Origin of the sequence: Botrimarina colliarenosi, assembly GCF_007859955.1 — a bacterium.
Classification (GTDB): Bacteria; Planctomycetota; Planctomycetia; order Pirellulales; family Lacipirellulaceae; genus Botrimarina; species Botrimarina colliarenosi.
The window spans coordinates 1-25,547 of record NZ_SJPR01000013.1 but is presented as its reverse complement, the minus strand read 5'-3'; the positions used below and the strand labels follow the sequence as shown (position 1 = coordinate 25,547).

The following is a 25,547-nucleotide window of genomic DNA, read 5'->3' as shown; positions in this document are numbered from 1 at the left end:
ACTTCCGCGCCACCGCCGCCTTGCTGATCCCCGCGTCGCGGTCGGCGAGCACCCGCTCACACAGGTCCATCGAGTACGCGTAGCTCCCCATCGCAGGCTCCTCCAAAAACGTCGGAGCCTAAACTATTTGAGCGTGCTAGCAGAACGCCAATCGTTGATGCGCTCTAGCCAAATGCATCGCCGGCAAGTCTGCCGAGCGACCCGAATTCCGCACGACCTGCGTTTGCCCACCAACAGTACGATAATGGTAGCCTTCAGGGAGATCAGGTAGCGAGCTGAGGTTCGCAGAACGGACACCAGTAGTCCGATTCGTAGCCGTGGGCCCAGCTGGTCATCGCCAGCAAGAACACGTTGATGCCGCGATAGTACTTGCCGGTCGAGAAGCTCTTGGGCATCCCATCGGATTGTCCGGAGCGTTTAATCGGCTGACGCCAGGGGGCCGTGCCCGCGTCGAGCATTTCCAAGATGCGATTGGTGACCTCTTGGTAGATGTCCCGCCTCGGTTTGCCTGTCTTCCTTTTCCTATCGCCCCGGGCCAAATCAACCTGCCCGCAGGGCGGCGTCGCTGTTGGCAATGGTGATGATCGCTTGCATTGTTCCGTTCCTTGCTACTCAGTTACTTTTCTCTTGAGTGCCACAGTTGAGAATGATGAGTCAAGCGTTTTTCTATTGCCGTGTTTCTAGACCACCTTGGCCGGCCGCAGGTCCGGCTCTTCCTAGTTCGACTCCCTGTCTACCCAGACGGCTGTGTCAGACGATCTGGTCATGCCCTTCTGGTGATCGCCATCTACCTGAAACGAGTCCAGGACTTCGTGGACGAACTCGATAGCAAACGGTACTTACAGAACTCACCTCACGGCCGTCCAGACTAACGGATGGCTTACTGGCGAAAGTTTTGTGGTTGGAAGGACTCCAACTACGCGACGTTTCGAGAGCTTACCGTCGTTTGCGTCGCAATTCTGCGAATGATTGCGAGCACTTGCTTACAAAAAGAGGTACTTTTACCTCGGGAACCAGTTTGCTATCTTTCGTAAACACGCTCCAGCAAAGCAGTTGGGACGCTTAGAGAGAGGGGCTCATAACCTCGAGGTCGTCGGCTCGCCGACCAACTCCAGCATCCGCTTCACCAACGACGCCTCATCCTCACTCGGCTTCTCCCGGTAACGCTGGCTACTCCGCGGCTGGTCCAGCGTCCGACACGCCCTCCGCTCGGAGACCGAGAACTTCTCGCGAAGCTCCTCGGCCGCCGCCCGCTTCCGAGAAGGGCTCACCAGTTTCCCGACGCGACGTGCTTCAGCATCTGGTTGTCCAGCGACAGGTCGGCCACCAACTGCTTGAGCCGACGGTTCTCCTCCTCCAGCTGCTTCAGCCGCTTGGCCTCCTCCGCCTTCATCCCGCCGTACTGCGCACGCCAACGATGCAGCGTCGCCTCGCTCACCTCGAGCGTCTGCAGCACCACCGCCAGGTCCTTCCCCGCATTCAGCATCGCATCCGCATCCCGCAGCTTACGCACCACTTCTTCCGCGCTGTGACGCTTCCTTCGCTTCTCTGACATCGCGAGTCTCCTTGAGGCCCCTATGGGGCCGTTGAGACTCTCATAACACCTGGATCAAGGTTTGGGGAGCAGGGCAGGGGCGGAGCCTCTTCCGCTACATCGATGCGTTCTACAACCTGAGGCGCCGTCACCAGACCCTCGGCTACAAGTCCCCCAATCAATTCGAGGCCGATCACGCTCCGGCTCTAGCCGCGTAAACCCAAGCCCCGCCGCTATCCGAAAGTACTGGGCCATGCACTTATGTCGAGGCAAGTGACGCAGGCTTCGTTCCGCCCGTGGCTAGTAGCTCGACGCCGAGACGCTTTCGCCGTCAAGACGGTTGCCGAGGTGGCCATGGATACGCCAGTCGATGTCGTAACTGACCTGCCGCACGCTGCCGTCACAAAAAGCCACATTCCAGCCCGCGGCGTGCGCCGAACCAAAGCGGCCCCAATGCTCGGCGTAGCCGGTGGCGTTGTCGGGGATCGGGGTCGCTTCTACGATCTGATCGCCAACGAGACGTCCCGTCTTTCGGTAGTTGTCATTGTTGAAACCGGTGCACCACGTCTCGTTGTCACCGGAATCGTAGCCAGATTCGTAGGCGATCGTCGGGATGTGCCGCTCACCAATCAGATAGGTGTGGGACAACCCGTCGGTCACATGCTTGATGGCGACCGCACTCCGTTCAAAAGAAATGCCACTCATCGGAATCGGCTCGGAGCCGCTCCGGATCAGGGCGGTCTGCTCGCCGCCCCAGAAGCGGTTAGCGGTCCAGACTTCGGCGTCGCCGTAGCTTCCGGGCCCGCGCCCGAGGGCCCGGTTGGGCCATTCGTTATAGATGTGGCCCGAGTTCACCGCGTAGTCGCTTCGGCCGGCTGCGGAGGGTGTATTCGAATTGAAGAAGCCCCACTTCCCGCCCTCGTTGGAATTGAGGGGGTAGAGAACATTATCCCGTCGTGAGGGGCAGTTGATAATCGCCAGCGGGGTCATTGTGATCCGCATCGATCCAACTCGCTGCTCGCGAGTCAGTCGATCGGGGTCTCCGTCGCCGGCTTGATCGTAGAGGTCGTAGGCTTCGAAGTACGGCAGCAGGTTGAAGATCCAGCCGCCCGGTTGGTCCTTTGAAAAGCCCCGGTCGGCGTCGCCGAGCCAGAAGTACCCCCATCCGCCGGTTGGGTAATGGGCATGGACGTCGTGATGGCCGAAACAGGCCAACGCCAGCTGCTTAAGATTGCTCTTACACTCCACCCGGCGGGCCGCTTCACGGGCGGATTGCACGGCGGGCGCAAGAAGTGCAAATAATAGACCGACAATGCCCATCGTCACCAGGAGTTCAACGACCGTAAGAGCGCGCCGTCTAGCGCGCGCCTCGATCGCTAACGACGGGGGTCGTCGAGCGTATTGTCCATTGCGAGGGAGCGACATCGGCGCGGCTCGCGGAGCATGAGATGAGAAAAGCGACGCCATCATCTTAACTACCGCTGAAGCGGTCGCCAAGTTGAGGAGACTCTTGGGGATTTGCTTCTCGCGGGGCGCCTGAGTCGAAGCGTGACGGCAGGGCTAGCGATTCAGGTCCAGTTCATATCGCTCTTGAAAATACGCGTTCAACTGGGTCAGCGCCGTCGTGTCGAGGGCGTTGTCGTAGACGAGCACCTCGTATAGATTGCCGAGAAAACCAGCCTCAATTGCGCTATTTGGGTGGTTCCCGATGAACCGGCGCCCCGGTTGGCGGATCTTGAGTGGGGCGTCTGTCACGCCTTGGCTCTTGCCATTGGCCCAGAGCTCAGCCCGTCCCGCTATTGAATCGTAAGTGTAGACGACTAGCGAGACCCCCAGCCCCTCGACAGGGGCGCTTCGGATGATTCCGACATTCTCTTTGCTGCCAGGCCCGGGCCACACCCACCCCCGCGTCGAGTGGTCATCAAAGACCGCAAGCTCTAGCGACGGAGCACCAGTGGGGTACTTGAGCAAGATCCCGCCGTGGTAGTCGTTGGCAAAGCTCGTCGGCGCGGGAGCGTAAGCGACGATGAGGGTTTGCCGGTCGCTGGTCTCCATCGGGCTGGTGGCGAGGAAGGTTGACCAGCCATCGAACCGTATCGCGGGACGGCCCGCGTGGTCGTTGATCTTCTGCGGGCAACGTCGGGCGTCGAACTGCCAGGCGTCGTCGGCGAAATCGTTGTCGCCGACAAGCAAATCTCGCCAGGTAGCGACGGGGCCGCCGATCTCGGCTTCTGGAATAAAGTCGGCGGCATACCACAGCCCCAAGCCGTCTGTCACCGGGAGTGGCGGGAGTTGTCCCGCCAAGAGATTGGGCCCGAGCCGTCGGACAAAATCATTGGTCCGGGCGGCGAACCGCTTCGGCTTGTCGCTTACGCCGCCGAAGCGCATCGCCTCGTCCTGCATGGCATGCAGCAGCTCGGGCGACGCTCCCACAAGTCGAGAGCGGGCGACGACGTCGCCATCAAAGACGTGCAGCTCGGTGTCGCCCGACTCTTCAACAACGACTCCGAACTGCGTTCCGATATCGACCACCTCGGACGTCGGCGTCAGGACCGTATAGCCACGTGCGGCGCGCGGCACCGCGGCGGCAATTTTTCCACGGGTCAGTGAGCTCTCCGAGAGAGAGCTCGCCTCGAAGTGGGCCGGCCCCTCGATCGTCACCTTCGCGCCGGTTGCAAGCAACAATTCGAGCACCCCGCTTGCGAGCCGGACCGTGCGCCCTTTAAGGAGCGAGTCGCCAAAGGCTAAAGCGGCGTCCCCTTCCTCCCATACGACGTGATCGAGCCCTGTGACCCGACCGACCACTGTGGCTGGGGCCATCCCCGCCCAACCGATACGGGCGTTGGGGGCTTTGTCGGCATACGCTAGATCGGCCGACCCCTCCTCTTGGCCCGGGTCGGCGATCCCCAGCGCGTGCAGGCGGCCAATCTCCTTGACCGTGACTAAATTCTGTACACCCAGTGCGATAACCATCACGGCCGCGATCGATAAAACGGCGAGCCCGTGTTGGTTGACAAACCCGAGCAGTCCCTGCCAGTGGCGGGGCGTCGCGACCGGGCCGTGAGCGGGGTTCCGCTCGCCAAGCGTCTGCAAGAGCGCCTTGGTCTGCCGCGCCGCGTCTTCCTCATCGCGCAGAAGCGAGTCGTCCACAAGGAAGCGGCACGCCCGTTTACGGAGGTCCGGGTCGTGGCGTAGCGACTCGTTCAGCCAAGACCGTTCGCTAGCGTCGGCTGTCTCGTCAAGGACGCGCAGCAGGACAGACTCGAGTTCGTGATCGTTGGCAGGTTTCTCGTTCATCTGGCTAGCCGGCGTGCTTCCTCTACGCGTCGTGTCATGGCTCGGTTTCTGGGCTGGGGTGCGCCAATAGTCGAAAGCGTTTTCCTATCTTGCTCGTAGTCGTCACGCCGAGTCCTACGGAGAGGCCGAGACCGACTCGGCCGCCAACCGTTGTTTGACGCACGCTTCAAGCAGCTTCCGCACCCTCACAAAGGCGCACTTTACCGCGTTCTCAGAGCGTCGCAGCGTCTCTGCGATCTGGAGCATTGTCTTCTCCGACTCGTAGCGGAGGCGGATCAGACGCCGGCTCTTCTCGGGGAGTTCGGCTAAACAGGTTCTCAGAGCGAGCTGCCTTTCGGTCGGGTCGGCGCACTCCTCCTGTACCGTTTGGAGCATCAGGGACGCCACGTCTTCGGAGAAGACATGCCGATCTCGACCGCGGTCACGATAGTACGAAAGGATCTCGTACTTAGCGATAGTGACTGCCCAGGGCATGAAGTCAGCGCCAGGTCGAAAGCTCGTCGCATTCCTCCAGAGCACCAGGTTGGCTCTCTGTAGGATGTCGGCGGCGTCGATGTGATTGCCGACCGTCGCCACGATATACGCCTGGAGCCCTGATTGTCGTCGCGTTAGTTCGGCGATAAAGCCATCCAGGTCCGATGTCGCCGGAACCGCTGACAATTCTCGCGAATCGAGCGGTGGATCGGCATTTTGATCGTCTTCTGACATTGGTAGTGGAGGCGTCGCCTCCGGTCGAGCTGCCATGGATGCCGCAAGCGGACTCGTTAGACGGAGTCCCAGGGTCTACCCAGTCTTGTCCAAAACAAGCGAAAAGGTGTCGTAGATTCTGCGTCGGACCGCACGAATTGCTACCCCCGCCGCTCGGCATCGGCATACGGACCCAGAACGGGGCGTTCCCAGCGACCCAACGGAATTCTCTAAGAAAAGCGACACCTTTTTGCCTGACCCGGACAAGTACCCATAGGAGGCGTCTGTGGCAGCCTTGGCAGCACCCGGCGTGGATTGGATTTCCTAGATTACTCCGAACTTTTCAGAGAAGTCACTTTCAGGGCTAACGGCAGTATGCTGTGTAGAGAGACTGTGCCCACCGTACGCCGCAAGGCAATCTCTGCGGGCTTCACCCTTGTGGAGTTGCTGGTCGTTATCGCGATCATCGGGATCTTGGTGGCGCTGCTGCTCCCCGCGGTGCAGGCGGCCCGCGAGGCGGCGCGGCGCAACCAGTGCAAGAGCCAGCTGAAGCAGGTGGGTCTTGGCTCGCTGAACCACCACGATGTCCATAAGCATTTCCAGACCGGCGGCTGGGGATGGGGCTACGTCGGCGATCCCGACTGGGGCTTCGGCACCGACCAGCCGGGTGGCTGGGCCTTCAACACGCTTCCCTACGTCGAAGAGCAGGCGCTCCACGATAGCAGTGGCGACGGACAACGGACCGACACCACCGGTCGGCGTGCGGACCGTGACCAATTGGCCGGCGCCGAGCGGGTTGTCACCTCTCCCGTGACGATCACCAACTGCCCCTCCCGCCGTCCGGTGCGCCCCTATCCGATGGGCGGTAACTTCGGGACGCTCAGGAACTCGACGACTCCGGATGTCGCCGGCCGTATGGACTACGCGATCAACGCCGGGCACGTTTCTCCCGAGTGGCCAGGAGGCCTCGCCCCCCCCGCCAACGCCTTCGCAGGCCCCGCCTCGTACTCTGAGACGGATCGAGCACAATGGGCCGCCACCGTTGCAAGAGAAGTGAAGCTGCTCGCCGCCGATGGCTCGCCCAAGTACTCGGGGGTCTCGTTCGGCCAAAGCCAGATTAGCATCCGCAAGATCACCGACGGCACTTCGCACACCTACCTTGTTGGCGAGAAGATGGTCCCGCCACAGCATTACGAAACAGGACTGAACCCGGGCGACAACGAGACTTGGTGCACCGGCTTCAACAATGACAACTTCCGTGTCACGGCGAGCAACAACGGCGCCAGCGCGCTGCTGCCGATGCCCGACTCTTCGGTAATCAGCATGACGGACGCCGAGATCAACGCTTTAACCGTCCAGAACCGCTTTGGATCGTCGCATTCCTCCGTTTGGCTCGCGGCGATGTGCGACGGAAGCGTGCACTCGATCGGGTACGACATTGACTGGGAAGTCCACCGCGACCTGGGCAATCGGGCCGACGGGAATGTCGCGTCGGTCGATCAACTCTAGTCATCCAGTGAAGCTCCGCTTTCGGCCCGGAAAACTGCTCCAATCAACTCATCCGGCTACTCAAGATTTGGATTGCTTGTAATCCCAATTATCATCATGGCTGATGCTCGAATTGACTCTGGTGCAGATTCCTGCGCCGAAGCCTTGCTTTAGAACGCCCGTTTCCACTCGTCTTCCCCGTTAGCGACTTACTTGTCCTTGTCGCCTGAGCGGAGATCGATAAGCCATATCCGCTATCGATATTGTCACACCATTGCGGAGCAACTCATGCGGAATTCGATAAACACCTACCGACAGCGTTGGCGTCTCGCCACCCTGTTAACGATCGGGGTCGCCTTGCCGGCCAGCGACTCATGGGCGTTTGACGTCTTCTGGACCGGCGGCGCCAGCGCCTGGGCGACGTCGTCCGACCCGAACACGCCCAACGCGAACTGGGATTCTGGATTTGCTCCGGCTGCTTCGTTCGAAGAGGTCGGCATTATCAACAACGGGGGCGTTGCGTCGTTGAGCGTCACCGCTCCGGATGCGGCCGGACTTGTTCTTGGTCAGCTGGCGGGCGACTCCGGCACGCTCATCGTCCAGTCGGGAGGCTCACTCACTTTGGTCGAGACCAATGGGTCCGCTTCGGCGGTAGCGCCACTGGGCATCGCCAACATCGGCCTTGCTGGCGACGCCTTGCTCGAGGTTCACGGCGGCGGAACGTTCAGCACAACGTCGCTAGATATCAACCCAGCCGGCACGGTGCGTATCGGGACGAGCGGCGCTGGCGCCGCCACGGTGTCATCGACCGGCAGCTTGTTCAGCGCGGGTCTTCTCCAGATTCGCGGGTCCGGACACGCCCTCTCAGTCGCCGGCAACGCCGCCCTCGAAGGTGGTGGGCAGTTTGCTCCCATCTTCACGAGCTCGATGCACTCACCAATTGAAGTGGTGGGGAACGCGACGCTCGGCGGCGTGCTCCGCCCCCAGGTTTCTGGCTACGCTCCCACAGCGGGCGACCGTTGGGATCTGATCGACGCCGCCGCAATCACCGGCTCCTTCTCCGCCCTCGATTTTTCGGCGCTACCCTCCCTGCCCACCGCCCAGGTCTACCGGACCTTCCTAACGGCCGGGGGGAACGGTGAGGTTTTGCAGTTCGGTGTCGATCAAGTGCTCTCGCTCACCGTTGGCAGCGGCGGCGGGATCACACTAGCGAATCAAGGGACCGCACCGATCGAGATCGACGGCTACTCGATCCTCGCCAATCTCGGCGGTCTCGTCCCCGCCGCTTTCAACGGCTTAGCCGACCAGAACGTCGGAGGCGCCAATGTGTGGCAAGAAGCCGGCCTTACCGCCAGCTCACTTAGTGAGCTTAGCCCCACCGGCAGCTTGACGCTCGGGGCGGGCCAGTCCTACTCGTTGGGAGCCGCCTACTCGCCGGCGCCACCGACCGCGTTCGGAATTGCGCCAGAAGAATTGGTGTTCCAGTACTCGACGCCGAGCGGCGACACCACAGCGGGCATTGTTGTTTACGCGGGAGGCAGCCGGAGGAACAACAACCTCCTGCTCACCGTCGATCCGACGACGGGCGAGGCCCAGCTGAAAAACGACTCGACGTTCACCATTGAATTGGAAGGCTACTCGATCTTGTCGGGCTCGGGCGCCCTACTGACCGGCTCGTGGAGCAGCCTCGACGATCAGGGCGTGACGGGTTGGGAAGAGTCGAACCCAACCGCAACTGCTTTGAACGAGTTACTGCCAGTCGGCACGCTCACGCTCACCAGCGGAGCCGCCTACAACCTCGGCGACCTCTTCAATTCCGCGGGCGAGCTGGACTTGGCGCTCGAGTTCTTGCTGGCGGGTGACGCGGCGCCATCGACAGGCGTTGTCGTCTACGGCGCTATCCCCGCGAGCATCCCCGGCGACTACAACAACGATGGCTTCGTCAACGCCGCCGATTACACGGTCTGGCGTGATGGCAACTCCCCCGACAGCTCGCCGGCTGGCTACAACCTGTGGGCCAACAACTACGGCGCCACGGCTTCCACTTCATCGGCGCTAGCCGTTCCCGAGCCGACCACGGCTTGCTTGATCGGCTTGGCGATTTCTTGTTTTGTTGCTCGCGGTCGCCGGCAGGATTGAACCTGACTCGTACCCGCCCCTTTTTTCGGCTCAGCGCCGAGTTTGAATTAAACTAAGAAGCCAACCCCCTCTGAGGAATCTTCCAATGCTATCCCTGCTCACTTTCCAGCGAGTGTTCGCTGCTGCGGCTGTTCTTGTCGTTCCCGTGGCCGCTAGCGCCGTCGTCGTTGACGACTTCGAGTCCTACAGCCCGGGTGACCTCCAAACGGTCGGCGCCCCCGCCTGGACGGTTGAGAACGCCGGCGACTCGACCGTCGTGTCGGACGGCAGCAACCAGTACCTCACCTACGGCGGCACAGGCGACTGGCGCCACAGCTACCGTGAATCGGGTGCCGCGATCTTCGACACGGGCTCCATCTCCTTCCGCCTTTTCGTTGAGGCCGAAGCGACCGACCATGCGATTGGCCTGGTCGGCACCCCCGAAGGGACCAACGGCATCATCGATTGGTACGGCGACTACGGTCCCTATATCCGCGTCACCGACGACACCGCCGGCGCCGCCGGCGTCGTGAGCCTCGATACGCGCGACGGCGGAAGCTTTGTCGATGACATCGCGACGCTCAATCTGAACCAGTGGTACGACGTCCGCCTCGACATCGACACCACTGGAGGCGACGCCGGCCTCGGCGGGTTTAACATTTTCCTGGACAATACCCAGATCTACACCAGTTCCGATTTCCGCCGCGCGTTCGATGGGCCGCTGGCTAATGTTCTGCTGATGGCCGGCAGTGGCGTTGGCCAGACCGTCCGTGTTGACGACATCGAAGTGGATGGGGTGGTGTTACTACCCGGCGACACGGATGGCAACGGAACCGTTGAGTTGGACGATTACTACCCTATCCGTGACAACTTTCAGCAAGCGGTCGCAAACCGTTTCGATGGCGACTTGGACCTGAGTGGGCGCGTCGATTTCCTTGATTTCCGTGAATGGAAGTCGGCCTACGTCGCCGCCGGCAATTCGCTTGAAGGCATCAGCTTCAGCTTCCTAAGCGTGCCAGAGCCGACCAGCGGACTGCTGGCCTTGGTGGGTCTGATCGGCCTGGCTCGCCGCCGATAGCCTTCGTCTTTGCTGCGAGAGCACGAGCCGCGAAGTGTTGTCGCCGGCAGTCGGGTTCTTTACCCGGCTGTCGACGACGCATCGAGGGGGCTTTAGCGCCCATCTTGTTGAGTTCACCCCCACCTTGATTGACTCCCTCTGCTGAGCCCGCCCCCTGTGACATTGACTGCCGTTTGCTACCGAAGGCCCGCTGGTATCGTCGTGGTGATAGTGACGATCTTGATCGGCGCCGCTGCTGCGCCCGCCCAGATTGCCACGCCTGTCGTGAAGCAAGGCCTGCGGGTCGAGATCTCGGACCTTGTCCAGATGCCCGCGACGCTCGGCACCGTTGGCGGCAAGGGCGACCACTCTAGTTCCGCCAGGGCGCGGATCAACTTCCTGCGCGAGTCCCCCGATGGCCGCCTCTTTGTCAACGATCTGCGGGGGCAGATTTTTACACTAGATGGCGCCAACCAGCCGCAGCTGTTTGTTGATGTCGACGCCGCCAACGGCGGCGGCTCGTCGATCTTCCCCGCCATGTCGACAACCGGCGGGTTGGCCGCGGGGCTTATCAGCTTCCAGTTCCACCCCGACTTCGAGAACAACGGCCAATTCTATACGATCCACGGTGAGCGGGCGTCCGACGCTGTCGTCTCGCCCGACTTTAGCACCGTGGACCTGCGGACCGGCTCGCACCCCGTCAACTGGCACACGGTCATTACCGAATGGTCGATGGCTGACCCCACGGCCTCGGCATGGAATGAGGCGAACGGTTCCCGCCGAGAAGTTCTCCGCGTCGGCACCACCGCCGACTCGTACTTTCACCCCTACGGGGACATCGCCTTCAACCCGATCGCTCAACCCGGGGACGCCGACTACGGCATGATGTACCTTTCGGGCGGCGACTGGGGCTATATCAACGGCGCCGGCGCCCCGCAGGGGAGCCCGACCGAGGGTCAACCCGGCCAGTTGCAACGACTCGATTCTCTCGCCAGCAGCCTAATAAGGATCGACCCGCGCAGCCCGAGCGTCACCGGCGGGCAAGCAGGTATCGGTGATTACACAATTCCCAGCGACAACCCCTTCGTAGACGGCGACCCCAACACGCTCGACGAGATCTACGCGTTCGGCTTCCGCAACGGCCACCGCATGGTCTGGGACACCGACGGCACGCTGTTCGTAACGAGCGTCGGTCACGCCAATGTCGAAGAAATCGAGCGCATTGTGCCCGGCGGCAACTACGGCTGGGCACTGCGTGAGGGGACCTTCGTCAACGGCAACGACCTCTCCAACGGCGGCAACGGTGACGCCGATCAGGTTTTCCCGAACAACGTACCCGACGCACTTGACGTCGATTTTCGCGGCGAAGAGTACCTCTACCCGGTCGCTCAGTACGACCACGGCGAAGGGAATGCGATTGCGGGCGGCGTCATCTACCGGGGCTCGGCGATCCCGCAGCTCTACGGGAAGTTCATCTTTGGCGACATCGTCAACGGACGAATCTTCGCCGCCGACGCCGACGCGATGAAGTCGATCGACCTCACCGACCCGACCACCACGGTGGGCGTCGAGGAGGTCCAACTCTACCTAACCGACAACTTCGGCGCACAGACCGACGTCGATCTACAAGGCGACATCCTGCCCGGTCGGGTCGATCTGCGGTTCGGCGTCGATAACTCCGGCGAGATCTACATCCTCACCAAGACCGATGGCATGATCCGCCGCCTCGTCGGCGGCGCGGCGTTGCAGCTGGTTGTCGATCGAGCCACTGGGGCGATCTCACTATTGAACGGGTCGGACGCCGCGGTCGAGATCGACGGGTACTCGTTGCTGTCAGACCTCGGGGCGCTCTCCCCTGCAGACGGCTCATGGAGCAGCCTGTCCGACCAGGGCCAACCCGGCTGGCAAGAGGCCGCACCGCTGGCCACAGTGCTCAGCGAACTGAACCCCACCGGCACGCTCGTCCTCACTGGTGGCGCGTCGGTCAGCTTGGGATCAGCGTACCGAAACACACAGGTCGCGTTTGGCGTGAACGCCGAAGACCTCGTTTTCCAGTACAGCGGTCCGAATGGGTCGCTGCTCACCGGACAGGTTACCTACCTCGGTGACGCACCCGTCAACAACCTTCTCCTCACCGTCGATCCCACCACGGGCGAAGCCATCCTCGTCAATGCGTCGGAGTTTAGCGTCGCCATCGATGGCTACTCGATCCTCTCTGCCTCAGGCACGCTGCGTCCTTCCGACGGCGAATGGTCCAGCCTGGCCGATCAAGGCGAGGCGGGTTGGGACGAGGCGAGCCCCGATGCGTTCTCTCTCAGCGAGCTTGCCCCCGAGGGCGCCGTCACCCTGGCGGCTGGGGAGAGCTACCACCTCGGGACCTTGTTCACCCTCGGCGGGGCCCAAGACCTGACCCTGGAGTTCCTTCAAGCAAACGCCGCCGTTTCGGAGTCAGGCGTTGTCCGTTTTGCACTGAGGGGCGACTACAATCAAGACGGTGTCGTTGACGCGGCCGACTACACCGTCTGGCGCGACAGCGTCGTGGCGCAGGACGGCGCCGCCGACGGTTCGGGACCCAATGGCGTACCCGATGGCGTCGTCGATCAGTTCGACTACGACTTGTGGCGAACCCACTACGGCGCCTCGCTAGCTGACGTAGCGACGCTCGCCGTCCCGGAGCCGGGCGCCCTGCTTCTGATGACTCTCGCCTCGATTCGCACGTGTCCGCGTCGGAGACGGAAGCGATAACGCCCTCTTGGGTCGCTAGCCTCGGCGGCCCCCTTGTTGACCTGTTCCCTACCCTTTTCCTGGAGTTGCACCTAATGAACGCCACACGAATTGGCCGGCGGCTTGTCGCCGCGGCTATCGCTCTCTCTCTAGCGCCGTCTGTTCAAGCGGCGATCCTCGTTGATGACTTCGAGGGCTACGCAGTAGGCGACGTCGACGCCGTCGCCTCGCCCCCCTGGACCATCGAGACCCCCGCAACCAGCCAGATCGCGACCGACGGCGGGAACCAGTACATCGTGAACGCCGGCTCGGCGGATTGGCTTCACAGCTATCGATCCCTCGGCGTCTCGGTCTCGGGCGTGGCTACTCTTTCGTTCCGTATCTATGTCGAAGACGACGCACAGATCGACCACGCGTTCGGCCTGACTGACAGCTCGGAGACCATCGATTGGTACGGCGACTACGGCCCCTATGTACGCGTTACCACCGACGCCGCCAACGTGCCGGGCGTCGCCAGTCTCGACGTGCGTGACGGCGGCGGCTTCGTAGATGACATCTTTGCGCTCAACACCCAGCAGTGGTACGAGATCGCCCTTGAGATCGACACCGCCGGCGGAGACGCGGGCAATGGCGGGTTCGACGTCTACGTCGATGGCTCCTTGACCTACTCGAGCGCTGACTTCCGCCGGGCGTTCGGCGCTCCGCTAGAGAACTTCCTGCTGATGTCCGGACAGAACACTTTGGGGCTCGTCCGCGTCGATGACATTCGGCTAGAAATCGTTCCTGAGCCTCTCACCGCCACCTCGGTCCTCGGGATGGTCGTTCTCCTCGCAGCCAGCCGCCAACGCGGCCGCTAGGCCATGATACGGACCCTGTCGCGCTTGTCGGCACAGACGCGGCAGGGTCCTCTTTTCTTGATTTGACCGCACGCGTCCCGTTCAACAAGGTTGTCACTTGATGAACCTCCGACGATTGAAGGCTGATTCGGCGGTTGAGCCGCGATCTTGGCGTTGGTGATTGTCACGAGTCACGCGGGCTTTGTCAGCAGCGCAAGACAGAGAATCGCCACAAGCGCGGAGTTGAGCCGAGGCGCCGTTGCGTAACTCGTCAGGCCGCCTTTCGTTCGTAGTGCTTGAGCACGCCGCCGAGCCACTTGCGGCAGACGATCTCCTCTCCCTTCTCCGGCGGGTCATCGACCTCGGGCCAGACGCCAAGCAGCGGTTTGTTCTCCTTCCGCTGATGCGGACGCGCTTGGTGATAATAGTCCAGGTAGGAAGCAACAAGGTGATCGAGATGCCCCAAGTCGAAGACGATGAACCGGTTGAGGCATTCGCCACGGATCGAACCGATCCAGCGCTCGATGAACGCGTTCTGGTTCGGCGCCCGCGGCGCCGTGGGCTCAACCGAGACGCCGTTATCAGCGAAGGCTTGGTCGAAGCGATTGGAGTGCTTGAAGTCGAGGCCCCGCACGAGGTAGCGAACCGGCAACTCCATCCCGCGCGCCTGCTCCAGCATCGACTCCGCTTGAGCGGTAACCCACTTATCGTCGGCCTTGAGCGTCGCGGGCCGACGACCTCGAGGTTATGAGGCTACCAACCCAAATCTCGCAACTACTTACTCTGCCATGACTTGGGGAAACGACTTCCCCTTTGGACTCTTGCAAGTCATAGAAACGATTAGCAAGTCTTAGAGCGTGTCCAATAACCATCATTTTATAGCCGTTTGACCATCAGTTGGATCATGGCGACTTGGACGAAGGCGGTGTCGCTCTCGGTGGTTCGCTCGAACGACTTGGCGAGCCGTCGCGATCGGTTGAGCCAGGCGAAGGTGCGTTCGACGATCCAGCGTTTCTTCTGCAGAACGAACTTGCCGCGGGGACGCGTGACGATTTCGACCAGCCAAAGCCATTTTACGAACGCCCAATCGACCACGGAGCGGTACGCCGTGTCCGCCCAGATGACCTTGGGGAACTTGACCGACTCGCGCAACGCCGCCAGGGCGAGTTTTGCCCCGTCGCGGTCCTGCACGTCGGCCGGCGTGACCACGAGGGCCCACACCAGCCCCAGCGTGTCAACGACCACGTGCCGCTTGCGGCCGAGCACTTTTTTTTCCGGCGTCGTAGCCGCGAGGCCCGCCTTGCTCGGTCGTCTTGATGGTCTGGCTGTCGAGGACCGCCGCCGTGGGCTTGGCCGATCGCCCCGCCTTCTCGCGGACCCGCTCGCGGAGCTTCGTGTGCAGACGCTCCCACGTGCCGTCCGCCTGCCACTTGCGGAACCAGTGGAACACGATCCGGTAAGGCGGGAAGTCGTGCGGAAGACCACGCCAGGTGCAGCCGTTGCGTGTGACGTACAGGATCGCGTTGACGATCTCACGCTTGCTGTACTTCGACGGGCGGCCGGTGGCCGCGTCGGTGGGGACCCAGGGCTTCATCCGCCGCCACTGGTGGTCCGTAAGATCGGTCGGGAAGGGCGTCCTGCTCATGCAACGGACGGCAACTGTTCTACCCAGCTGCTCAAATAGCAGTTATTGGACAGCCTCTAAGTTTGACTTTTGCAGTTTAGCGGTTCGAGAATTGGTCTCCCGACATAGCGTGAGCCTCCGTCAAGATGCTTGGGTTCTGACATCCACGCACGCTTGAGCAAGGAGGCTCGCGATGGAGCTTGTACTCGGATTTGCGGCCCTGTTGCAACCCTTTGCGGTGTCGATGACCACGCCGACCTTCCTGAGCTTCGCGACGGTCGCTACCGGTTGGGTGCTGGCCAGCCGACGAACAGTGACGCGGATGATCCTCGCGGCGGGTGACTCGGCCGACAAGCACTACTCGTCGTACCACCGGGTGTTTAGCGCCGCGCGGTGGTCGCTCGAACGGGTCGGCCTAGCCGTGCTGGACCTGGTAACGAGGTGGGTCGAGGGGGACGTGCTACTGGCGTTGGATGACACGCTGGCCCGCAAGCGGGGCTTGAAGATGTTCGGCTGCGGCATGCACCACGACCCGCTGATCTCGACACGCAACAAGGCGGTGATGAACTGGGGCCACAGCTGGGTCGTGCTGGGGGTGATCGTCGAACTGCCCTTCCGCCCGGGTCACTTCTACTGCCTGCCGGTCTTGTTCCGCTTGTACCTCAACAAGAAAGAAGCGTCCAAGCGTCGCCGTGTTTACCGCACGCGTCCCGAGTTGGCGGTCGAGATGCTTGGCGTGCTGTGCCAACACGATCAAGGCAGGCGTTTTCACGTGGTAGCCGACAGCGCCTACGGCAGTCAGAGCGTGCCGAATCACCTGCCGAGTAACTGCGACCTGACCAGCCGCCTACTCATGGACGCGCGGCTGTACAGCGAGCCGCCCGTACGCCAGCCGAGGACCCAGGGGCGTCCCCGTAAGCGGGGCCAGCTCTTGCCGACACCCGCGGCGATGCTCCAAGAGCGTTGCCGGCGGTTGACGTTCGCCATCTACGGTCGGAGCGAGACGGCCCGGATTGCCGATTGCGAGGCCCGGGTCCATAAAGCTCCAGATAAGCGGCTGCGTATCGTGGCAGTTGAGCCGCTCACCGGCGGACGCAAGCCGCAGGCGTTCTACCCGACGCGTCACGACGCCTCGGCCGAACGGGTGATCGCTTGGTACGCCAGCCGTTGGAGTATCGAGGTGGCGTTCCACGACAGCAAGCAGCACCTGGGCTTCGAGCAGCCGCAGGGCTGGAGCCGCAAGTCAGTCCAGCGGACAGCGCCCGTGGCGATGCTGCTGTACTCGCTGGTCGTGCTATGGTTCGCCGAGAAAGGCTACCGTTCTTACCAGCCGCTCGAATGCCCGTGGTACACGTCCAAGGCCGAGCCCTCCCTCGCCGACATGCTCGCCACGCTACGAAGGCTCAGCGTCCGGCAGAAGGTCTTATCACTCGCGCTACGCGGGCCGGGGTCTCGGAAAGTCCAACAACTCCTGGAGAACGCCTACGCCAACGCCGCTTGATGTGCAAAAGTCGAACTAAGGTCGATAGAGGCAAACGGACCTTCGTAGTGCGCTCGAATCGGGTTGACTTGATCGGACTGAAGGACGCATAGCAGCGACCAGTGGGGAGAGATAGGAGCTTGTTACGCATGCCGATGATTCGTTGCTCGAACTGAGGTTCACAAGGCAGGTCGCCCCAGGTGTCATCGGTTGGCGGTTGACCCAACCAACGCCCGCGCCGACGCAAAGCGTCGCGGCTGCAGGTAAAGGGTAATCGAACCTCCCTACGAGCTTTGCCAAAGGCGCCCCCTCTACCCGACGCGGAACCCTGAATCTCTGGCCGACATTCTTCGACTCGAATCGAGTGCATCCGCCGAGAAACGACGTTCTCGGTCGGTGGAAATATGGCGCCGTACGGGCTCCTTCTAGAGAAGCCCTGCACAGCGACAAGACAACCGGTTCAGCTAGAGCCACGAGATCTGAAACTGCCTCTATCCGCTTGGCTGCAGCCAAACGAAGTCGACGCCGACGCGTGGAGCACCGCCTTCGTACCGCAGCACCAATTCGTGGTCGCCTTGAGTCAGTTTGATGGCCTCGCTTTCTGAAGCGCGCAACATGGTTCGCCGGTCGGAATGGAGAGGCATGGCCTCGCTCTTGCCGCCGAACCCGAATGGCTTGCCGTCGAGTGTCGCACTTACGACGCCTGAGTCGGGGTCAATCGCCATGCCCAGCCGGACCTCGTAGGTCCCCTCGTGATTGACGGGCAGCTTGAGGGTGAGCGTCTCACCCTCAGTGTCTGGCGACCAGACGAACAGCTTGCCCTCGGACCAGAGGTCGCCGGTCTTGATTTCGTGCTCGGCAGAGGTAAGCGCCTCGGGCTCGAGGAAAGTCGCGCCGGCGGAGGCGAAGATGGCCAGCGGCTTCCAGGGGGTCGGTAGGGTGGGGCGGCGTACGTCTTCCGACGTGATCGGGCGATGGTCGTCGATCATGCCGGGCCGTCCGTAGTGGTACGCTTGGCAGCCGTAGCTGAAGTCGTCGACCGGATGATTCGAGAGCAATTCCATCGTAAACGCGATCCGCTCGGTAAACGGTTGGTCGTCGAGGAAGTGGAATCGGTAGTTGGTTACGAAGCCACGGTTGCCGGGGCCATCGTTCCGTGGCTGACCGGCGTACGGGTAAGAAAAAATATCAACGGCGCTCCAAGCGTAGTTGTAGTAGTCCTCCGAGCCGGTGCCGAACCAAGAGGGGATGCGGTCGTCATCGACATAGACCTTCTCATCTCCCTCGCCCCACCAAGTGCCGCCCATGTGCACGCCGCGGGCCGTGTTACGCATTAGCGAGGCGGTTCCGACGTAGCGTCCCGACCCGTGCGCGAACAGGAACGGGACGTCAAACTGTGGCGGGGTCGAGATGTCGTGCAGCATCCGCCAACGGGCGTAGAAGTGCATCGAGCGGGCGTCGTCCCAGTCGCGGTGAGCGCTGCTTGCCTCGCCGGTGACTCGAACCGGCTGGTCACCAAGATTCTGGAACGCCAGCCTTGCCGATCGGCGGTAAGGCATGACGTACCGGCTGGTCATGCGACCGTTCGATTCGACGGTGAACGGCAACGACACGTAGGGATTCACCCCTGGGGCGGCGGCGAAGAAGTCGCCAACGGGTGACTGCACTTGTGCGACAGACCAGTCGTCGAACGTAACGTGCATGACAGTTTGTCGCAGCGCCGCGGTCTCATCGGCCGCCTCGACCCGGAGTCGTAGTTGCTCAATCGCCGCCGGGCCTTCGAGCCGGAGTGCTTCGCTCGTTTGTCCCGGCGCGAGCGTCACGTCAATCGACTCGGTCGACGCGCCGCCAAGAGAGTGGTTTGCGTCGGGGTCTTTGAGAACCGCCGAGACATGCTTGATATCGGCCGCATAGGTGGCGAGATCATCGGGCTGGAAGGTTTCTACAAATGGCGTGTCGCCGAGGTACTTACGGAACTGCACGTAGTAAAAGTGGACGTGATCCCGTTTACCGGTCCACACGATGCGGCAACGCTTGGCGAAAGGCATCGGGCAGTAGGCGGCGTCTCGCTGGTAGTACGCCCCTTCGAGCGTCTCGGCTGAGACACCGCTCCCCTCGGTGAACGTGTCCCACGGGTGGTGGAGAAAACGTTCAGCGGGGCCGTCGTAGATCGGCGTGTCGGCGTCGTCGAGGTAGACCCGCAGGTTGCCGTTGATATCGGCGGTCCATGTCCGGACGATTGCGCCGGGGCCTTCGATGTCCGCGAGCAAATACTCACCGACACCGTCGTCGCCCGGCTTCTTGAGCACCCGCTCGAAAGGCGGGATTGGCGCGCCGCCAAAGCCATCGGAGTTGGCGAACCAATCGGGCCCGCCGGGCGTGTCGCTGCGGCGATCTGTCGAGGTGACTTGTAGCGTCTTGTACGGGTGAACGGGGGTCTCGCATAAGCGGTCAAAGTCGACCATTTGGCGGACCAGAGTCCCGGTCGTTACCGGCGGAGGGCCGCCAACGGCGACCGGGACGTTCGTGTCCGCGTCGTCGAGGGCGTCACTCCAAGTGAGCGGCGCCAGGTAGACCCCGCCCTTACCCCAGCCGCAACGGCTGATCCACCACTCGCCTCGCTCGTCCCGCACTACTTCGGCGGCGTGCGCCGGGAAGTGGCCAACCAAGTCCTCGTCACGCCAGAGAAAAGGCGAGTCACTGACGAACACGTCGGTGCCGTCGTAGCCGTCGCGAGGCCCGATAAAGAGGTAGTACTTAGCTCCGCGGCGGACGACGAACGGCGACTCGGTCGGTCCCCCAAAGGTGCCGCTGGTGGGGTCGGTGAACACGACTCGACGATTGCCCCAATGCAGGAGGTCGTCACTTTCGACGCACGCCACCAAGTGGTTGCCACCCTCGGGTTGGCTGTTGGCGGTGTAGTACATGAGCCACTTCCCGTCATGCCGGAGGACGAACGGGTCCCGGGCGTCGTAGCCATCGATGACCATCGGGTTCGCCGGGTGACGCGCCCAATCTTTGAGGTCGGACGAGGTGGCCAGATGGATCTTGTACCGTGAGTGATCGGCGTCACCGGCGCAATAGAACATGTAGTAGAGCCCGTCGTGTTGGATCACGTGCGGCGCCCAGAGGTGTTGCTCTAGCCAGGGCGCATCGGGGGCGACCGTGAGGGCGAACGGCCGCTTCTCCCAAGGCTGTTGCAGCAGCGTCGCGGCGGTGGCGTGGGCCAGGTTGTCTTCGTCCGCCGGGTCGAGCGGCTCCTCGTGCGTGATGCCGAACAGATGCCACCGATCCCGAGGCCCTTGAATGAAGCAGTGGTCGTTGATGTACCAAGCCTTCTCCTCACCGACTCCGGGGTCGTAGATCCTGGTGAACTCGCCGCATTCGACAAGCGTTTTGGCGTCCGCAACGAGAACGGGAGCCAGCAAGGCAGCGAGCGTCGCGATCGAGAGTCGAATCGGATTGGCGATAAACGTCATGGCGTCACCTCGGGATCGATCTGCTTGATTTCGGTTTCTGAGAATCGGCTCGGGCCGATTGGCTCAGGCACGCGACTCGCCATCAGGGGACTCGGCCTAGGCGACACGACCGGGATGACGAATTCCTCGTCGCCGGCCGTGTTGCGTTCGACACGCCCCCCCACCCGCTCGACCGCCTGACGAGCAAGTTTGAGTGAAACGTTAGTCAACGCTGTGAAGTCGTACTCGGTGTGGCTGAAACGCCTGTCCGTCTCGAGGGCCGACGTGTAGCGAGGAGGTAACTGAGCGTAGCCAATGGTGGTGAACAGCACGCCAGCGGCGTTCGAGGGGTTGCAGTCGGAGTCCTGCCCGCAACGCATCGCGATCACGGTAGTCTGGTCGGGGTCGTGGTCGCCGTAAAGCAGCCCGAGGAGGATGTAGGCGCCATTGAGCTTAGCGTCGATCGAGAAGTGATCCTCGCCGCCGTGCCCGCTGCAGAGCGGGGGCGAGTGCTCGGCGTTGTTATGGTACTTCTCTTCGACCAAACGCCAAACCGCTTGCCAGTCGCCCGGGTGTTCGTCGCTCCACGCGACGACGTCACGGACCATAACGGCATAGGCCGACTCGGGAGGGAGGCAACGCAGACCGGCATCGATGATCCGACGGACATCGCTCTCGAAGAACGCCTCGGAGTAGAGGGCGCCCACGAATTGACCGCCGTAGACGCCGTCGCCGTAGTTCATCAACCGCCCGAAGAGCTCGCCGAGATCGATCGGGACCTGCGGCGCCCCGGGGGCGATCAGCCCGCTGTAGTCGGCCTCGATCTGGTAGTCGATGTCGTCGGCGTGCTCATTGTACCTCGGGTGCCCCGAGCCGGGCGGGGAGATTCCACGCCTGAGGTTGTTGCGGCCGGCTTCGTTAGCGTGCCAGAGCTGGTAGCGGCTGTTGGCGAAGTCGATCCCCGCCTGGCGGATCGGGCAGTCGAGCCCGTACTGCTCGAGCGTCCGTAGGAACGTCATCTCGACGTAGAGGTCGTCCTGGTTGAATTGATTGACGGTTTCCGGTCGCCAAACCGGGACCTCGTTGGCTGGAATCACCTTGCCCAGGTATTGAAACTCGGTTGGGAAGCCCCACCCGACGCCGACCATCTGGCCGACCCAGCCGGCCTTCATCTTGTCGACGTAGTCGGCCACCGCGATCCGTCGCAAGTCCTCGGCCGCGGCGAGGGCGTTGGTCAGGCAAACGACAGCGACAGCACAGCGCAGGGAGAGCATACCGGCTTCCAGTTGAAGTCGAGAACCGTCAAGAGGCCGACACCGCACTTGGCGGGGCAGTCGTTCGATAGGGCCGTTACTCGATTGACCGACTACTGGCGGCGCGAGGCCAGGCCCGCGAGCAATACCAGGCACAGCGTGACGGCGCCCGGCTCCGGAACCGCGATCGTCGACGGCACGCCGCCGTAGCCCTCCGCCCAGACAGTGTAGTCTCCGTCGCCAATGGCGCCGTCGCCATCGCCGTCTGCCCCTGCGCCAGCAGCGACCGAGTCGCCGTACGTGTCGCGCCACATGGTGTAGTCGGCCGCATCGACCTTTCCGTCACCGGTGTAGTCGCCGGCGAGGCCGGCAACCTCGGGGAGGATATCGAAACTGAAGCCGGAGATGCCCGAGTTCCCAAAGGAGATCGCCCCGTCCCGCGACTTTACGCCAACCGCGAAGAGGTCACCTTCTTGGGCGTCGCTGATGTCAAAGAAGTGCATATCGACGAAGCGGTTGCTGGGGATAGCGCCGGAACTAACGAAGTCGTTGACCGATCCGGAACCAAGCGCAGTGACGTTGGCCAGGAAGATCTCACCCGGGACAAAATTCGCATTGTCGGTGCCATCGACCATCACGCCCAGGCGGAAGGAGGCCGGTGTGTCGGCGCCGACCTCGAAGCCCCACCGACCCGCGGGCAAGCCATCGACGTTCGCGGGATCGTTGCCAAACTGGTCCCAGCCATCAAGGATGCCGAGCTTCACGTAGGGGCGTTGTCCGAATGACTGGGGTGACTGGCTTTCGCCCCATTGAAAGTCGACGATGCCGGCGGTGATCTGCGGGTCGTCGATAAGGACGTAGCCATAGCCACCCACCACTTTGCTAGCGAGGATCTGTGAGTCGACGATGAAGTCGGGCAGATCAATCAGATTCGGAAACAGCGATTCGAAGAACGTGTCACCGGGCGCGCCTGAGCTGCCGGGCGCCGCGTTAGCGTTTGGGTAGTCGAATCGTGTGCCGAAGAGGGCGTAACCATCCCGTCCATAGTAGCGTTGGCCCGGTTCATCGACCGCAGCGAAAGTGTTGTTCACGCTGGACGTCCGCCAGGGCACGACGACATAGGCACTCTGGTCAGCCGGCCCGGCGCCGGGGAAGAAAGTGCCGCCGATATCAAGGTGCGCTCCGGCGTAGTTCAATTCGAGAGCACGAGCTTCTCGGCCGCGTCCCACGACGAACACCAGGGCAATCGCCAAGAGTAGTTTTGTTCCGTTTAACATCTCGCCAACCAAGTTAGGGGAGGACTGCTTTGAGTTTGCGTTCGGCTTGTATTCTTAGAGTGACTGGACCTCGCCATTGGCGCGTGTCGAGACGGCGCGCCAGACCTCCTCTTCGACACCGTCGGTAACAAAAACGGCCCGGCCATCGCAGAATGAGACAATCGTGCCTCCAGGATGCTGGCTTCGGGACGTCTGCGCCATCGGGCCGCGCGGGAGCGACATGCTTCGCGAGTCGCAGGGGGCCTCGGGATAGACTTCGCCGTTGCGATCGTCGGTCCCGTTGGGGCCGTCCAGGCAGTACTCCAGCTTGTCCGTGGCCTTGGAGTTTGGCCTATCAATGTGCGTGTACAAGCAACTCGCCAGGTAGATCAAACCGCGTGAGTCTTCGCCGGGGAACTGACGGCATTCGCCGAGCATTACGGTGTTGCTCGTCCCGTCGGAGATCTTTTGAAGAGGGAGGCCAAGGTTCGCTTCGCTATAGACTTTTTCGAACACGCCGCGCTTATCCACTCCTGAGGAGTTGAAATTGTCGTTGCGAAAGAACTCGTACTGCGTCTTGGGCATAGCCTGCCACCAAGGGAACCAGCCGGTGTTTCCTACGTAGTTGCCGTGCGTAAAGCACGCCGCTGCGCCGGTATGGATACCCGGTCCCGTATCAGACGGGCAGAGAAAGATCGGGAGTTGCGTGTAGGTCCATGGAGCGGAATTTGGGCAAGTACGTCCCGCATCTTCCCAGGGTTCAAAAACCGGCTTCTCAAAGTCGATCTGTCCAAAGAGCGTCGCCTCTTCCAAGTACGGAAGGGTGTAGGTCGCCCACGTATGGTTGAGGTCGCCGCTGCCGTCCAAGGTGGTGAACCCGGCAGGCAGGCGCCCCGTGGCGCTCTCGTGGTTCATGACGCCGAGCGTCAACTGCTTCATGTTGTTCAAGCAGGCGTTGCGGCGAGCCGCCTCGCGCGCCGCTTGGACCGCCGGCAACAGGAGGGCTACCAGGATCCCAATGATCGCAATGACCACCAGCAGCTCCACGAGCGTGAAGCCCTGTGAGCCAGCATAGACGCGTCGAGTTGTTTTGTTTTGATTTGACATGGCCTCAGTGTCGCTCCGTCCTCAGTTCCTTCGATGACCGGTTACCCGGAGAGCGGTGTCCTGCACCGCTCTCCAGGCATACGGCTCGTTTGCAAATTAATTTAGTTCGCTCAGGCGACCCGACGCCGACCCGCCAACCCGCCGACCACCATCAGCGTGGCGAGGAGGGCGCTCGACGGCTCGGGCACGACATCGAACGCGAAGCCTGAGATTCCCGCCGACCCACCACCGGGGTTGGCCGCCAGGAAGACAAACTCTTCGCCCGCCTGGGCGCCGACGATGTCAAAGAAGTGCATGTCGATGAAGCGGTTCTTCAAAACCGTTCCGGTCGAAACCGGCGCTCCGACGGGCGCTCCCCCCGAGACTTGCTGGATGAAGACTTCACTCGGCGCCCAATTGGTGCTGTCCAACCCATCGGTCATCACGCCAACGCGGATGTGTGAGGGCGCATTGGCTCCGACCTCAAAACCCCAACGTTCCGCAGGCGCTACCGTCGGGTCGGCGCCCGAGACCGTGCCGGTTCCATCGAGCACACCCAGCTTCACATACGGCGGCTGGAAGACCGACGCGGGAGTTTGCGAGGCGCCCCAGTTGTAGTCACGTCCCCCGTTGGTTAGTTGCGGGTCATCGATCAGCGCGTAAGACCAGCCTCCCGCCTTGCGGCTGGAGAGGATCTGCGAGTTGCTGACGAAGCTTGGCAAGTCGATCAAGTTCGGGTAGACGCTGTTGTCAGTCGGGGCGACGAATGCGTTGCCGCCGGTTGCGTTGGCGTTCGGGTAATCGAAGCGAGTGCCAAACATCGCGTAGCCGGCGCTGCCATAGACGTCGTTGTTGTCCAGGTCGAGCGTCTTCGCGACGTCGTTCGCACGCCAGCCAGCGACGACGTAGGCGTTCTGGTCGGCGGGTCCGCCGCCGGGGAAGAACGTGCCACCGATGTCGTACTGCGTGCCGACGTAGCTGACAGAGGCCGCTTGGGCGCCTACAGCCGCCAAGCCAACCACACAAGACATTAGTGCAAGGGGAACAAGTCTCATTAGTCTCTCCTTTTTCAATGGAAGCCGAGTCGAGAAGAAAAGTGGTGAAGAGTTGGCGCCGACCGAGTCGCCAACGGAACCGGGCGTCTCGCATCGCTCATCGCCGCCGCGGTACGCGGCAGCCAGCTACGGTCAGGTTCGTGGGAGAAGTGGTGGATTCGAGGAAGAGGGGGCGGACTCGCCAGCCGACGCGTCGTTCTGCTCTCCACAAGTGCTTCTACCGCGGGAGAGGCAGAGGCACGGCTCGAATGAGCCGTCGTCTAGCAGGAACGTCCTTCTCGGTAGGGTGACGAGGAAGAACCCGGCCCCTGCGTACGTTCGCGGAAGCCATGTCCTTATCCCTACTTTCATTCGGGCATACGAGACTCGCGATACGCAAATGCGGAAATCATGTGTCGTTATGCGTCAAGCCATTGCGTCGCCGTGTCGATTCGCGAAACTCCGAGGGAGTGAGCGACTCTTCTTGGCTGTGATCGGCAGTCGAAAAGTGCAGCGCCCGGCGCCGAGAAAGTGCAGCGCTGGTTGGTTGGGGGAGTTTGGATTGGGCCTCCCCGCGTGGGCCCGGAGGGCTTGCTAGTTCTTGGATCGGCGTCT

The 25,547-nt window shown here is 62.2% G+C and carries 20 protein-coding genes and 1 pseudogene; 7 read left to right on the top strand and 14 right to left on the bottom strand.

What is annotated here, in order from left to right:
• Positions 1-263: 263 nt before the first annotated feature.
• The 3 genes from Pla108_RS20420 to Pla108_RS20410 form a co-directional block, all read right to left on the bottom strand.
• The gene (locus Pla108_RS20420) at positions 264-539 is read right to left on the bottom strand and encodes an ArdC family protein (RefSeq protein ID WP_261342537.1); all 276 of its coding nucleotides are present in this window, start codon (positions 537-539) and stop codon (positions 264-266) included.
• Between the two features lie 537 nt (positions 540-1,076).
• The gene (locus Pla108_RS20415) at positions 1,077-1,271 is read right to left on the bottom strand and encodes a hypothetical protein (protein ID WP_146446837.1); all 195 of its coding nucleotides are present in this window, start codon (positions 1,269-1,271) and stop codon (positions 1,077-1,079) included.
• On the bottom strand, positions 1,268-1,555 hold the full coding sequence (locus tag Pla108_RS20410) for a transposase (RefSeq protein WP_146446836.1): 288 nt from the start codon (positions 1,553-1,555) through the stop codon (positions 1,268-1,270). The genes Pla108_RS20415 and Pla108_RS20410 overlap by 4 nt, the downstream gene beginning before the upstream one ends.
• Positions 1,556-1,638: 83 nt before the next feature.
• On the opposite strand from Pla108_RS20410, the pseudogene Pla108_RS21715 reads away from it, so the two are divergent.
• Positions 1,639-1,752: pseudogene (locus Pla108_RS21715) on the top strand (IS3 family transposase); the annotation flags it as partial.
• An 82-nt stretch (positions 1,753-1,834) separates the two neighbouring features.
• Here Pla108_RS21715 and Pla108_RS20405 read toward each other — a convergent pair.
• The 3 genes from Pla108_RS20405 to Pla108_RS20395 form a co-directional block, all read right to left on the bottom strand.
• A complete protein-coding gene (locus Pla108_RS20405) occupies positions 1,835-2,812 on the bottom strand; it encodes a DUF1559 family PulG-like putative transporter (RefSeq protein ID WP_197526762.1) in 978 nt (325 codons plus the stop codon).
• A gap of 282 nt (positions 2,813-3,094) precedes the next feature.
• Positions 3,095-4,831: a FecR domain-containing protein gene (locus Pla108_RS20400; RefSeq protein ID WP_146446834.1), complete on the bottom strand. Its 1,737-nt coding sequence runs from the start codon at positions 4,829-4,831 to the stop codon at positions 3,095-3,097.
• A 114-nt stretch (positions 4,832-4,945) separates the two neighbouring features.
• Positions 4,946-5,491: a sigma-70 family RNA polymerase sigma factor gene (locus Pla108_RS20395; protein ID WP_197526761.1), complete on the bottom strand. Its 546-nt coding sequence runs from the start codon at positions 5,489-5,491 to the stop codon at positions 4,946-4,948.
• Between the two features lie 420 nt (positions 5,492-5,911).
• Between Pla108_RS20395 and Pla108_RS20390 the strand changes: the two genes are divergently transcribed.
• The 5 genes from Pla108_RS20390 to Pla108_RS20370 all read left to right on the top strand — a co-directional run bounded on the left by Pla108_RS20390 (position 5,912) and on the right by Pla108_RS20370 (position 13,762).
• Positions 5,912-7,027, top strand: a complete 1,116-nt coding sequence (locus Pla108_RS20390; protein WP_231934571.1) for a DUF1559 family PulG-like putative transporter — start codon at positions 5,912-5,914, stop codon at positions 7,025-7,027.
• A gap of 267 nt (positions 7,028-7,294) precedes the next feature.
• Positions 7,295-9,145: a hypothetical protein gene (locus tag Pla108_RS20385; protein ID WP_146446831.1), complete on the top strand. Its 1,851-nt coding sequence runs from the start codon at positions 7,295-7,297 to the stop codon at positions 9,143-9,145.
• An 85-nt stretch (positions 9,146-9,230) separates the two neighbouring features.
• Positions 9,231-10,202, top strand: a complete 972-nt coding sequence (locus tag Pla108_RS20380; protein WP_146446830.1) for a PEP-CTERM sorting domain-containing protein — start codon at positions 9,231-9,233, stop codon at positions 10,200-10,202.
• A 210-nt stretch (positions 10,203-10,412) separates the two neighbouring features.
• The gene (locus Pla108_RS20375) at positions 10,413-12,926 is read left to right on the top strand and encodes a PQQ-dependent sugar dehydrogenase (RefSeq protein ID WP_197526760.1); all 2,514 of its coding nucleotides are present in this window, start codon (positions 10,413-10,415) and stop codon (positions 12,924-12,926) included.
• A 74-nt stretch (positions 12,927-13,000) separates the two neighbouring features.
• Positions 13,001-13,762: a hypothetical protein gene (locus Pla108_RS20370; RefSeq protein WP_146446828.1), complete on the top strand. Its 762-nt coding sequence runs from the start codon at positions 13,001-13,003 to the stop codon at positions 13,760-13,762.
• A 250-nt stretch (positions 13,763-14,012) separates the two neighbouring features.
• Here the strand turns inward: Pla108_RS20370 and Pla108_RS20365 are convergent, their stop codons facing one another.
• The 3 genes from Pla108_RS20365 to Pla108_RS21130 form a co-directional block, all read right to left on the bottom strand.
• Complete coding sequence (locus Pla108_RS20365) at positions 14,013-14,420, bottom strand: integrase core domain-containing protein (protein WP_146446827.1); 408 nt, start codon at positions 14,418-14,420, stop codon at positions 14,013-14,015.
• Between the two features lie 197 nt (positions 14,421-14,617).
• Complete coding sequence (locus Pla108_RS21135) at positions 14,618-15,007, bottom strand: transposase (RefSeq protein WP_197526759.1); 390 nt, start codon at positions 15,005-15,007, stop codon at positions 14,618-14,620.
• The gene (locus tag Pla108_RS21130) at positions 14,976-15,386 is read right to left on the bottom strand and encodes an IS5 family transposase (RefSeq protein WP_197526758.1); all 411 of its coding nucleotides are present in this window, start codon (positions 15,384-15,386) and stop codon (positions 14,976-14,978) included. The genes Pla108_RS21135 and Pla108_RS21130 overlap by 32 nt, the downstream gene beginning before the upstream one ends.
• 172 nt (positions 15,387-15,558) lie before the next feature.
• Here Pla108_RS21130 and Pla108_RS20355 point away from each other — a divergent pair, with 172 nt between their 5' ends.
• Positions 15,559-16,866 carry an IS701 family transposase gene (locus Pla108_RS20355; protein ID WP_231934570.1) on the top strand — a complete coding sequence of 436 codons (1,308 nt, stop codon included), beginning with the start codon at positions 15,559-15,561 and terminating at the stop codon, positions 16,864-16,866.
• A 470-nt stretch (positions 16,867-17,336) separates the two neighbouring features.
• Here the strand turns inward: Pla108_RS20355 and Pla108_RS20350 are convergent, their stop codons facing one another.
• The 5 genes from Pla108_RS20350 to Pla108_RS20330 all read right to left on the bottom strand — a co-directional run bounded on the left by Pla108_RS20350 (position 17,337) and on the right by Pla108_RS20330 (position 24,953).
• Complete coding sequence (locus Pla108_RS20350; protein WP_146446826.1) at positions 17,337-20,324, bottom strand: DUF2961 domain-containing protein; 2,988 nt, start codon at positions 20,322-20,324, stop codon at positions 17,337-17,339.
• Entirely contained in the window at positions 20,321-21,577 is a 1,257-nt protein-coding gene (locus tag Pla108_RS20345) for an ADP-ribosylglycohydrolase family protein (protein WP_146446825.1), read from the bottom strand. Before Pla108_RS20345 ends, Pla108_RS20350 begins: the two co-directional genes overlap by 4 nt.
• 92 nt (positions 21,578-21,669) lie before the next feature.
• Entirely contained in the window at positions 21,670-22,647 is a 978-nt protein-coding gene (locus Pla108_RS20340) for a hypothetical protein (protein WP_146446824.1), read from the bottom strand.
• 240 nt (positions 22,648-22,887) lie between these two features.
• Positions 22,888-23,919 (bottom strand): DUF1559 family PulG-like putative transporter, encoded by a 1,032-nt coding sequence (locus tag Pla108_RS20335; RefSeq protein WP_146446838.1) that lies wholly within the window; start codon positions 23,917-23,919, stop codon positions 22,888-22,890.
• Between the two features lie 110 nt (positions 23,920-24,029).
• Complete coding sequence (locus Pla108_RS20330) at positions 24,030-24,953, bottom strand: hypothetical protein (protein ID WP_197526757.1); 924 nt, start codon at positions 24,951-24,953, stop codon at positions 24,030-24,032.
• Between the last annotated feature and the right edge of the window lie 594 nt (positions 24,954-25,547).

Coding starts and splice junctions, on each gene's coding strand:
- Pla108_RS20410 (WP_146446836.1), bottom strand. CDS start 1,555: ATGTCAGAGAAGCGAAGGAAGCGTCACAGCGCGGAAGAAGTGGTGCGT.
- Pla108_RS20400 (WP_146446834.1), bottom strand. CDS start 4,831: ATGAACGAGAAACCTGCCAACGATCACGAACTCGAGTCTGTCCTGCTG.
- Pla108_RS20385 (WP_146446831.1), top strand. CDS start 7,295: ATGCGGAATTCGATAAACACCTACCGACAGCGTTGGCGTCTCGCCACC.
- Pla108_RS20380 (WP_146446830.1), top strand. CDS start 9,231: ATGCTATCCCTGCTCACTTTCCAGCGAGTGTTCGCTGCTGCGGCTGTT.
- Pla108_RS20370 (WP_146446828.1), top strand. CDS start 13,001: ATGAACGCCACACGAATTGGCCGGCGGCTTGTCGCCGCGGCTATCGCT.
- Pla108_RS20365 (WP_146446827.1), bottom strand. CDS start 14,420: ATGCTGGAGCAGGCGCGCGGGATGGAGTTGCCGGTTCGCTACCTCGTG.
- Pla108_RS21130 (WP_197526758.1), bottom strand. CDS start 15,386: ATGAGCAGGACGCCCTTCCCGACCGATCTTACGGACCACCAGTGGCGG.
- Pla108_RS20355 (WP_231934570.1), top strand. CDS start 15,559: ATGGAGCTTGTACTCGGATTTGCGGCCCTGTTGCAACCCTTTGCGGTG.
- Pla108_RS20350 (WP_146446826.1), bottom strand. CDS start 20,324: ATGACGTTTATCGCCAATCCGATTCGACTCTCGATCGCGACGCTCGCT.
- Pla108_RS20345 (WP_146446825.1), bottom strand. CDS start 21,577: ATGCTCTCCCTGCGCTGTGCTGTCGCTGTCGTTTGCCTGACCAACGCC.
- Pla108_RS20335 (WP_146446838.1), bottom strand. CDS start 23,919: ATGTCAAATCAAAACAAAACAACTCGACGCGTCTATGCTGGCTCACAG.
- Pla108_RS20330 (WP_197526757.1), bottom strand. CDS start 24,953: ATGAGACTTGTTCCCCTTGCACTAATGTCTTGTGTGGTTGGCTTGGCG.